Annotated in this window: 10 protein-coding genes; all 10 read left to right on the top strand. The window is 34.0% G+C overall.

From position 1 onward, the window contains the following. Positions 1 to 238 precede the first annotated feature (238 nt). Positions 239 to 1,168: a hypothetical protein gene (locus H0V01_14995; GenBank protein ID MBA2584678.1), complete on the top strand. Its 930-nt coding sequence runs from the start codon at positions 239 to 241 to the stop codon at positions 1,166 to 1,168. 120 nt (positions 1,169 to 1,288) lie between these two features. Next, the gene (locus H0V01_14990) at positions 1,289 to 1,549 is read left to right on the top strand and encodes a hypothetical protein (protein ID MBA2584677.1); all 261 of its coding nucleotides are present in this window, start codon (positions 1,289 to 1,291) and stop codon (positions 1,547 to 1,549) included. Between the two features lie 1,073 nt (positions 1,550 to 2,622). Further along, positions 2,623 to 3,267 (top strand): hypothetical protein, encoded by a 645-nt coding sequence (locus tag H0V01_14985; GenBank protein MBA2584676.1) that lies wholly within the window; start codon positions 2,623 to 2,625, stop codon positions 3,265 to 3,267. Then, positions 3,268 to 4,209, top strand: coding sequence for a hypothetical protein (locus H0V01_14980; protein MBA2584675.1), 942 nt, complete (start codon positions 3,268 to 3,270; stop codon positions 4,207 to 4,209). Between the two features lie 7 nt (positions 4,210 to 4,216). Beyond that, positions 4,217 to 5,215 carry a hypothetical protein gene (locus tag H0V01_14975; GenBank protein ID MBA2584674.1) on the top strand — a complete coding sequence of 333 codons (999 nt, stop codon included), beginning with the start codon at positions 4,217 to 4,219 and terminating at the stop codon, positions 5,213 to 5,215. Positions 5,216 to 5,313: 98 nt separating this feature from the next. Further along, positions 5,314 to 5,817: a hypothetical protein gene (locus H0V01_14970; protein ID MBA2584673.1), complete on the top strand. Its 504-nt coding sequence runs from the start codon at positions 5,314 to 5,316 to the stop codon at positions 5,815 to 5,817. Between the two features lie 59 nt (positions 5,818 to 5,876). Continuing rightward, positions 5,877 to 6,779, top strand: coding sequence for a BRCT domain-containing protein (locus H0V01_14965; protein ID MBA2584672.1), 903 nt, complete (start codon positions 5,877 to 5,879; stop codon positions 6,777 to 6,779). Between the two features lie 45 nt (positions 6,780 to 6,824). Continuing rightward, the gene (locus H0V01_14960; GenBank protein MBA2584671.1) at positions 6,825 to 7,850 is read left to right on the top strand and encodes an ATP-binding protein; all 1,026 of its coding nucleotides are present in this window, start codon (positions 6,825 to 6,827) and stop codon (positions 7,848 to 7,850) included. A gap of 420 nt (positions 7,851 to 8,270) precedes the next feature. Then, positions 8,271 to 9,437 (top strand): RES domain-containing protein, encoded by a 1,167-nt coding sequence (locus tag H0V01_14955; protein MBA2584670.1) that lies wholly within the window; start codon positions 8,271 to 8,273, stop codon positions 9,435 to 9,437. 177 nt (positions 9,438 to 9,614) lie between these two features. Continuing rightward, on the top strand, positions 9,615 to 10,594 hold a 980-nt coding region (locus tag H0V01_14950; GenBank protein MBA2584669.1), incomplete at its 3' end, for a hypothetical protein.

Here is a 10,594-nt window from a genome sequence, read left to right as displayed (position 1 = left end):
GCAGGGAACATCATACACATACAGGAAAGCGGTTCATGGAAATTTTTCTTTTTCCGGGCAGTGGGCTATGGGGGAAAAGCGGGGATTGGATTTTTTGTATGAAAAGGATAACCATTTAGGGAACGTTCATGTTGTCGTGTCTGATCGTAAAATACCCGAGATAGACAGCAACGGGGACATTGTCGGATACCATGCAGACATCCTGGTGTCGCGAGATTTTTACCCATTCGGTCAAGAAATGCCGGGCCGTTCGTTCAATAGCGGGGATTACCGTTACTCTTTCGGTGGTCACGAAAGGATAGACGAAGTTTCAGGGTCAGGAAACATAGTAGATATGGGGGATAGGTGGTTAGATACTCGCTTAGGAAGAACACCCAAAATAGATGCTAAAGCAAAAAAATATCCCGACATTAGTCCGTATGCTTACGCTGCTAATAATCCAATTTTCTTTACAGACCCTGACGGGAAAGAAGTAAAAGCGTTTTCGCTTGCGGCTCAAACTTTAGTCCTAAAGACTTTAAATTATGCGTTTGGTAAAGACAATGGATTCAGCTTTGTAAATAATACACTAATTCACAATGCTGAACCACCGAAAAATATGACTCCACAACAAACTTTAATGTTCAACTATTTCCAAGAGACATTAGTAAAATCCCAAACAGTTACAACAGTTATTGCCAATCAAAATATATCTGTAAGTCGAAATAGTGATGGCGAAATGGTAACAGGGGGTGCTGTTCAAGATGGTAATGCAACAACTTTCTTTTACGGTGCAACAAAAACATATAAGGACAATGGTAAGTTTATGGCTCCTACAATAACTTCTTCAACACAGGATAAAAATGAAATTCTTGTTACGTCAGGTTTGATAAAGAATGGAATAAATCTTTCAACAGAAGGGGGCAGTAATGTTTTTGGAGCAGAACACGCTACTTTACACGAATTTGCTCATGGCATGATGAATGTTATAATGAGTGAAATGAACGGAGAATTTAATGGGGTAAATTTCAATGACATGACGGAGAGTCAAAGAAGTGATTGGGCTATTGGATTTACAAACACCTTACTTCAATCTCAAAATCAATCCTTAGAAACAGGTCAAGGACAACATGGAAGGGGTTCAGGTAATGCACCCGACAAAAAGGATGTAGCTCCAATTACGAAATAGAATATGGCAAAGCTCTTTATATACGTTGTTTTAGCAGTTTTTTGTAGCTGCAATGCAATCGCTCAAAAAAGCGATAAACTCGTTTTGCAGTCATTAGAATTTTTAAATCAAAGGTTTCATTTGAATCTTGAAAAGGAAAACGTTGTAATCTTAATCAAGATGGATAATTCAGAAAAATACATCTGTTATAAGTACTTCAAAAATGCTAATTTACCTGAATTATCAAGAATAAAATGGCAATATGAAATAAAAGCAATCGGTAAAAGCAACTATGAATTTACTTTGAAAAGTTCTTCCGAATTTAAAGGAACTTTTAAAGCCTTAGAAAAAGAACAAGACTACACTTTTACGAATTTGGAATACGTTAAAAGAAATGACTAATTCAAAGCCCAAGTTCACAGCTTGGGCTTTCTTTTTGCTTTAAATCGCTGTTAAAACAGCTTCCTGCCCTTTCGCCCCAAGAAAGTTATTAACACAGCTTCAAAATCGCTTCTATCCCTTTACTGCTCTGTCTTTCCTTCCTTTTTCTCTCTCTTTTTCCTTTTCCCCATTCCGCCCCAATTTCGGGGGTCATTGAGCCTTCCGAATGATGGATTTTAAAGGGGGCTTTTTGGGTTTTTGGGTTTGTGTTTTTTGTTGTTCTTTTTGGTGGTTTTTCTCTTTGTTTTTCGGTTGGTTTTGGGCTTGGGTTTTGGTTGGTTTTGGGGCTTTTTTTACTCTTAATTTCTCTTTTATTATTTCCGCAGTCTAAGGCTTGTTTTTCGGTTTTAATCGGCTCTAATTTTATTTTTTAGCTGTTCATTTTTTGGGCTTTTTTAGGCTCTTATTTGTTCTAAATTTTGGTTTATTCGGTTCGGCTTTGGGGCTTTTTTGCTTGGTTCAATTCAAATATTTTTCTATTTGCTTTTTAAATACTCGCTGCTTCGCAGCTCTTTTTTTTGGGCTTTTTTATTGGGCTTTTTTATTCTCTGCAAGGCAGAGAAAGGGGCTTTTTTTTACCACGCTTTGGCGTGGTGCTTTTCATTCCGCCACAGGTGGAACAGGGGCTTTTTTTGTGCCGATTTCGGCACAGTTGGTTTTTTAATCAATTCAGTTTTGGGGCTTTTTTCGGTCGGTTTGGTCGGTTGGTTTGGATTCGCTTTTTATTTTTGGGCTTTTTTCTCTTAATCGCTTAAATTTCGGCTTGCTTCTCGGTTTAGACTTATCAACAATTCGGCTAATCTGTCAGGCTCGATTTTCTCAACTTTTACGGACTTTTCAGGGCTTTTTTAGCTTTTAATTTTGGCTATTGGTCGGCTCGGTTTCTGTTTTCGATTTTTTGACTTTTAAGGTCAATTATTGGTTTCATTTTTTGGCTCGGATTACTTTTAAACTCTTGGCTTTAGGCTTGGTCGGGTTATTAACATTTACGCCACTGGTCTGGCTTAAGTACTGGTGAGCAATCTTTATTTTCAATGTTTTCCAGATTTTATGATGCGCAAAATCAAATAATTGATTACGTTAAGAAAATAAATGACTACAGGGTAAATATACATAATATGTCAAAGTTTGAAGAGGAACCAGATGTAGTTATTATGATTGATGAAGGGGAGGCACATATGCATCCACAATGGCAAAAGGAATTGATTTATAACCTCACAAAATTTCTTCCAACAATTCTTAACATTCCGAAGATACAATTAATAGTGACCAGTAATTCGCCATTTATAATTTCTGATTTGCCTCATTATAATATCGTTTTTTTAAAGTCGGTTAATAATCTATCAATTGTCGATAAATCCCTTGTAACCTCTTTCGCTGCTAATATTCATGACCTATTAGCTACCTCCTTTTTTCTTGACACTCCTATTGGAAAATTGGCGGAAAATAAAATCAATGAGGTTCTTACATGGCTTTCGGAAGGACAGGATAAAAGTCAGGAAAAAATTGATTCTATTGAAAAATTTATAAAGATTATTGATGATCCTATTGTCCAAGAAAAGTTATTTCAGTTATTGGCTTTGAAAGTTCGACCAGATTACTGGGAGGAATATACTTTAGAATTACAAAAAAAGTTGATTGATGATAAATTGAAAGCTCTTAGAAAAAAAACTATTTGAATGTTAAAAATACACAGAAGCAAAGAACGAAACTTAGATTTAATCTGCATAAATCATTTTGAGGGTTTAAAAGCTTCAATCATAAAATCTTTAAAAAGCTCTGATTGCCGATTCAATAAGAGTATCAAGATTTATATTGAAAAAAATCTCGAGGCTTTAATCACATTCAAACCAAAAGATTTATTACAGATTGAGAAAGATTTGTATTCCTTTATCAAAAAGTACAGGACTGATAAAAAACTTATTGACCTTGAATTTAGAAAAATATTTAATTATAATGCTTTTATTAAGAGGAAAGTCAATGTTGGCTGGAATCCATACAAATTGGCAGGAGCTTTAAACATAAGAACTTGCCTGTATTGTAATAGACAATATACCTTTACCATAATAGAGGATGGAAATCAAGTCACTCGTCCGGAATTCGATCATTTTTTTTCGCAAAAAGCGCACCCCTTGCTTTCTCTATCATTCTACAATCTAATTCCTTCTTGTACAATTTGTAACAAAAAGAAAGGGAGCAAAGAATTTTCGCTAAGTAAATATTTACATCCTTATGAAAATGAACATGGAAGTAATGCTATTTTTACATGGATTCCCAAAAACTATCGATCATTAGTAGGTAGAGCAAATGATTTGGATATAAAAATAATTGAACGGCAAAATTGTACAAATAAAAAAGCAATTAATCGTCAAAATAAGGTTTTTAAATTGGAAAATATTTTTTCGGAACATTCTGACTATATTCAGGAAATTATTTTAAAAGCTCATATATCAAAAGGCGCATATTTGATTTGGTTCCTCAAATTATTTAAATCTTGTTCCAAGGATGAGCTTTACAGAATTGCCTTTGGGAATTACGTAAATGAAAAAGATTTTGATAAAAGGGTTTTAGCCAAATTAACATTTGATGTTGCTAATGAGTTAAAATTAATCAATCCATAATAAAAAAATGCCAATACCAAATACTTCTACATTATATCAGAAAATATCAAACGGTAGTGAAGGTGGCCAAGAATTCGCCCGCTTTATTAAAATTCTTTTACAAGCAGATTATTCTATAAAAGGGATTAATTTCGTTTCGGAGTCTGATGCCTCAGGTGATTATAAAAAAGTTGATGGTTATATTCGAGGAAACGAAGATTTTAAAAAACTCGCTATTGGTTTTCAGTATAAATTCTATTCAGCAAATCTTACTTCGAATCAAAAAAAGGAAATTCAATTATCAATTGAAAGTGCATTGACAGAAAATAAATTTCTACAGGAGTTTATTCTTATTACACCTGAAGATTGGTATAAAGAGCAACAGGAATGGTTTGATGTGCAACGGAGAAAATATGAAAATTCATATACAGTTGAATCAAATGGTCTTATTCGTATGGCTCATTTCAAACTTACTCATTGGGGACATACGAAAATTATAGAATTGGTTCTAAAACACGACCATATCGGATATCACTATTTTCCAGAATTATTTCCACAAGGTGTTGGGAAATTTAAACTAAGTCAGTCTTCAATTGATTGTACAATAAGCAATTGGTTTCTTTTTAAGGGAGAGAAATATAGTTATTATCAGAAATATTCATCAAACAGTTCAAATTTATCAGCTGATCCGGTTTTTGATTTTCAATTCACAAATAGTAGCCCTGAAATACTATTACTCAATAAGATAGAAATCCATATTGAAAAAATAGATTCGCAATTAAAAGGTATTCCTGCTGAACATTTTCTTCATTCCATTGGCACCATTCATCATGAAATGGACTACAATAATAGAATCAATACAAAGGTACTTAATGCTCCTATGATATTTGAATCCTTAAAAGCTAAAAGATTTCAATTGCAATTGAGAAAGTTTCATGATTGTCCTGGTAATTGTGTTACATTAAAATTTTGGTTTCATTTTGAGAATTTTTCAGTTCCAACTGAGAGTTTTTATTTAAGTTTTTAAATATAGGGAATTAACAAAAGTGGCCATATAGGAAGTGGTTTCTGATGCTTGAGGAAATAATCATAGAGCATTTTAATTAAAAATTATAAAACAGCATTATGGATGAATATGAAAAATTACAGGCATTAGCTATTTCCTATTTAAAAGCTCGCAAGGATTTTTTGGATCAAGCAAAAAATGTCGAAGCGTTAAAAGGGAATGATAATATAATGGGGAGGATTGGAGAGTTAATAGCTCTTCAGTTTTTTCAAAAGGAAATGGGTCTTATCTTAATCAAAGCGAAAAGCAAAGTTGAAAAGGAATATGATCTACATAGTGCCGATAAGAAAACAAGGGTTTCAGTAAAGTTGATCAGTTGCGAAAATAGTAGCGGACAAACAACAAAAATAACTGGCGATTGGACTGATTTCGTACTTGTTCATCTTAAAGATTATAAGGTAATTGAAATTGGGCATGTTAACAGAAAGGGCTTTATAAAGGCAGTAGAGGATGGGCGTATAAACGCTAATCCTTTTACAAGGAGAACAATGCTTCAGGAAGGACATCTATTTGGTAAATATGGAAGGGTTATTACCGGAGAAAGGGTAAAGGGGTATTTATAAATGATTTTAAATAATATGAAATCAACAAATAATTATACGTAAATTTAAAACAAAAAACAATGAGTAAAGTTGATGAACAAGTCCTGAAAATATATACAGCGAAAGCACAGGCAGATAAAGCAATAAGCTCTTTAAAAGGAATTTTGCTTGGAATTAATCTTGATGATGAAGTTAATGAAAAAGAAATCCATGAACTACAAAAATGGGTGCAAAATCATAAAAAATTAATTCATCGTAATCCTTTCAATGAGTTTATGACTATCATTGAAAGAACAATATCAGATAAAATTCCACCAAAGGAAACAATAGAAGACTTATTTTGGTTATGTCAAAAATACGAAGGGGATAACTATTATTATAATGCTGTAACAACTGATCTCCAAACTTTGCAAGGGCTTTGTCATGGCATATTGGCTGATGGGGTTATAAGTGATGAGGAAGTATACAAGTTAAATAAATGGCTTGAGGAAAATGAACATTTAAACAATTATTATCCATATGATGAGGTGAGAAGTTTGATTTCCTCTATTCTTTCGGATAATAAAATTGATGAAGAGGAGAAATTAGTTTTGAAAGCATATTTTAATCAATTCGTAAAATTACATGATTCTTCAACCGATGCTCTTGTTAAACAAGAAACAACGGAGATAAGTATTTCAGGTTTGTGTTCAAGTGAACCTAATGTAGTCTTTTCCGGAAAAACGTTTTGCATAACTGGAGTACTTAAAAGAGGTAATCGGGAAGATCTTCAAAAGGACATAGCTAAGTTGGGCGGTATTCCAACTGATAGTATTAATCGAAAAACAGATTACTTAATTGTTGGAGATCGAGGAAATAAGGCCTGGGCTTTTTCATGTTACGGAAGAAAAGTTGAAAAGGCTATCGATCTGCGCAAGGAAGGGCATACAATTATGTTAATTCACGAATTTGATTTTGCTGATATTGTTGATGACTTAATTTGAAATTGTTTTAGGTTCTACACCTCACTAAAATTCATATATAATTAAATGAACTATTCTCAAAACTATTTTGGCAAACCATTAAATGATCTTACTTGGAATGATATTGAAGGCTACTTTGCAGAAGCGAAGGAGGAAACAGATTCCATAGAATACAAATCGTTTGTGGAACATGGTTCGATGGATTCTAAATATGAGGGCATTTACAAGGCAGCATGTGCCTTTCTAAATTCAAATGGTGGAATAATAATATGGGGAACTCCAGTTGGAAGAAGGATCGGTGACAAGAAGGAAAAATCATTTCAGGGAGCGCTAAGTCCAATAAATATTGTTTTAGAGAAAGATAGAGTTATTTCCAAAGCTTCAGGCAATATAATCCCAATGCCAGAAGGTATAAATGTTAAAATCATAGAAAACGACACAGATTGCATTTGTGTTTTTGAAATACAGAAGAGCCCATTTTCTCCTCATCAAACCAATCATATTTATTACATGCGACTCGATGGACAAAGTGTCCCTGCTCCACATTACTACGTTGAAGCAATGTTCCGTCAAATAAAATTTCCGGATATAGAAGGGTATGTAAAAATCAATAATATTACGATTCAAGGTCATTTATTGTCATATAATTTGCACCTCGAGGTATTGATACTCAATTGGTCACCGCTTCAAAATGAAACAAATCTTTCTTTTAGGCTAACAACAACAAAAGGAGTCTTCCAAGGTTATGATAATCCTGCATCAACTTATGAATATTGGCTGAACGGAGCACAAGTTATTGGCGATGATTTGATAGATGTTCTTCATCATGGTGCTCCACTCAAGACATCTCTTATAATTGTCATTCCTGCTGCTGAAATAATGGGTGAGATGAGAATGATACTGCATTTCGGAGGAAAAAATTCACCACTAAAATCTTCCGAATATAAATATCAATTAAGCATGGCTGCCGAAGCCGGACACTCAGTAAATCCTATCGAAGTCGAGAGGACTGAAAATATTTTTATGCATGAGCTTCCTCAAGCAATGTCTATGAGCAAAGAAGAGAAATTGCGAAATATTTTAGGACGTTGATAGAAAAACTTGTAGCATAATAATCTACTTGGTGGACAATTAATAAGCATATCCGCTTCCCCTCTTGAATTCCTGACCTATCTTCTCGCATTGATAAAAATTGTGTTCCCTTTTACTTTTCGGTAACTATCAAACTTCTACAGAGAAAACAATTAATTATAGAGCAGAAAGGATTTAAGAATAAATGGCCAGTTTCCCAATAACCCACCATAGGTATAATTACCTGTTTTTCATTCAATATTAGGATTAACCAAGATTTGTTTTTTACTTTATTGCGTTAGATGAATTAGATACATAAAGATAATGCGAGCATAGAAAATGAAAAACATGCATATAGCTATCTAAGCGGTGATATACGAAACAAACCTTCATCTATAAACTAGTTACCTGCCATTTTGGGACTACAACAACCGACATTGAATGATTGAAAAAGTTGCAAATAATAAGTTCAATACTGAGAAGCTCAATCTTAATCCTGCCGACAAAGTCAAGGAGAAACTTGACTATTACAGAACACTTTTCAATAAGACACACGACTTAACTTCTGACGAGCTTGAAAATCTTTCACAGAACATAAAAACATTTTTCAATCTAAAAGCAGTTGGCTATACAGACAATCCACCTTCAAGATTGGTTCGGATTTCAGTAAATAATCGCATACTTGCTTCTAAAGGAAAAGAATTAAGTTTTCTGACAGAGATATCTGAATTACTTGCTCCACCAATAAAAGACACTAACTACGGTCGGTGTAACATACCCGGACAACAGGTTTTATACTGTGCGACATCTGAAGGGGGGGCATATTGGGAGACCAAACCTAAAAACGGTGATGTTATTACCCTTTCCCACTTTGAATTAAAACCCAATACAAAAGTCAACTGTAACATAGTCCGCAGAGAAAAAAGAGAACTAAAAAACACAAATCATCCTCTTGTTGGAATTGGACATTTACTTGAAGAATTTTTGATAGCCGCCTTTAGTTTAGAAGTTTCAAGAGAAAGACTAGCTGACTATTTGTTTAGCTCCTTACTTGCATCAGAACAACTCTTTCACCCCGTAGTATCTGACAAGAATATTGAAGCGATAATTTATCCAAGCGTTCAGAAGAAGAAGTTTGGAGAGAACTTCGCAATTCGTAATGATTTGATTTTGGAACGATATAATTTAATTGGAGTAGAAACACGGTTTATTCTTGACGAATACGAGAATTTAGACCCAACCTCTGATGAAGTTACAACCGACCAACTTATAGGTTCATTTGGGACAACTGCATTTGACTTTGAAAATGGGAAAATTTTATACAATGAAAAGGCAGATGAAATATTCAAGCTGTTTCGACAACTTCAAACAGGAGAAGGGAAACAAGTTCGATATGATCAACCCAATACTCCTAAAAATATCACATTCGATTTTACACCGACAAATCATTTGACTAAGGGGGAAACTAGAAACAATAAATCGATTAAACTAGGGCGTAACGACAAGGTTAATGTAGTCTATCAAGATGGTAAACGGCTTGACAATATTAAATACAAAAAAATTTCAGCAGACATTGAAAGTGGGAAGTGTAAGATTACAAAATATTAGAAAAACGGCGGTAACAGGCGTTTGGCTCAATGGCGGGTGAAGTGGTTAAGTCAAGTGCGGTGCTTCTATTGGGCATTTATGCAGGTTGACAGGTTCGTGCTTCTAAGTCCGCCACTGCGCCAAGCGCCAAAACGTTAGCTGCAACCCTGTTAGATCGTAGATTAAGTCAATAAAATTATGTATAAGTACAAAATAAAGTTTATAGCACTGTCGGACACTTTTGCTTTTGAAATAAAGTCAGAAGCAAAAGAAATAGTGGAACAATTTGTTGAAGATATATTAATGATTTTCACAAGGGTTGATGCAAATGAAAAATTTGTTATAGAATCTCTGCAAAAAAACTCACAGGAAGTTAGACAAAAAATGGAATTGTTTACAGATAAGTATAAAAAAGACCTTCCACAATTAAATAAGATTTCTGCATATTTCAGAAAACTAAAGGCTAATGAACCATTTTTCTTTTTACCAGGCATCCAATCTGAAAACGTTGACAATCTTAAGCTGTACGATTATTTGAGAGCAACAGAAGAAGGTAAATCCTTTGAAGAATTCAATAAGCAGACAACAGACCTGTTTGGTGAATTAATGAAAAAATATCAAATTAGAGTCTATGGTGACAAAAGAATTAATATTGGAGAACCTGTAAAAAGCAAAAGAGTCTGTAGGTTTTGTAATAATGAGAAGCCGAATATTTCTTTTGATAGTAAGGCTCATGCTATTTCTGAAGGACTGGGTAATAAGACAATAGTTTTATATGATGAGTGTGATATTTGCAACTCTGACTTTAGCAAAGCTGTCGAACAAGACATAATACAATATTTATCACTCTTTAGGACTATCTATGATGTAAAGGGTAAAGGAGGGAGTAAAATATTTGACGGACAAAACTTCAATCTAAAAAAAGAAGAAAATGTATTACTAACATTTAATAGCGATGAAGAAAGACCTGAGCCTTTTAGTATGCCATACAATATTACACTGCAAGCTAAACACCCTATTGTTCTTCAAAATATATATAAGACTTTGTGCAGTATCCCCCCGGCCAACTACATCTTGCCTAACCCCATCATTTTCCTGAGTTTTGCCAAAAAACAAATCATGAGCGAAAATAGAAAAATGTTAAACCTGGTAGAAGAGTGCTTAAAAAGCGGATTACA

Source organism: Bacteroidota bacterium, assembly GCA_013696965.1.
Taxonomy (GTDB): Bacteria; Bacteroidota; Bacteroidia; order JACCXN01; family JACCXN01; genus JACCXN01.
Note: the sequence above shows the minus strand (reverse complement) of the source record. Positions and strands in the feature narration are given on the sequence as shown.

Excerpts from the sequence above, each read along its gene's own strand:
- H0V01_14970 (MBA2584673.1), top strand. The coding sequence starts at position 5,314 with ATGGATGAATATGAAAAATTACAGGCATTAGCTATTTCCTATTTAAAA.
- H0V01_14985 (MBA2584676.1), top strand. The coding sequence starts at position 2,623 with ATGTTTTCCAGATTTTATGATGCGCAAAATCAAATAATTGATTACGTT.
- H0V01_14960 (MBA2584671.1), top strand. The coding sequence starts at position 6,825 with ATGAACTATTCTCAAAACTATTTTGGCAAACCATTAAATGATCTTACT.
- H0V01_14975 (MBA2584674.1), top strand. The coding sequence starts at position 4,217 with ATGCCAATACCAAATACTTCTACATTATATCAGAAAATATCAAACGGT.
- H0V01_14955 (MBA2584670.1), top strand. The coding sequence starts at position 8,271 with ATGATTGAAAAAGTTGCAAATAATAAGTTCAATACTGAGAAGCTCAAT.
- H0V01_14980 (MBA2584675.1), top strand. The coding sequence starts at position 3,268 with ATGTTAAAAATACACAGAAGCAAAGAACGAAACTTAGATTTAATCTGC.
- H0V01_14965 (MBA2584672.1), top strand. The coding sequence starts at position 5,877 with ATGAGTAAAGTTGATGAACAAGTCCTGAAAATATATACAGCGAAAGCA.
- H0V01_14995 (MBA2584678.1), top strand. The coding sequence starts at position 239 with ATGCCGGGCCGTTCGTTCAATAGCGGGGATTACCGTTACTCTTTCGGT.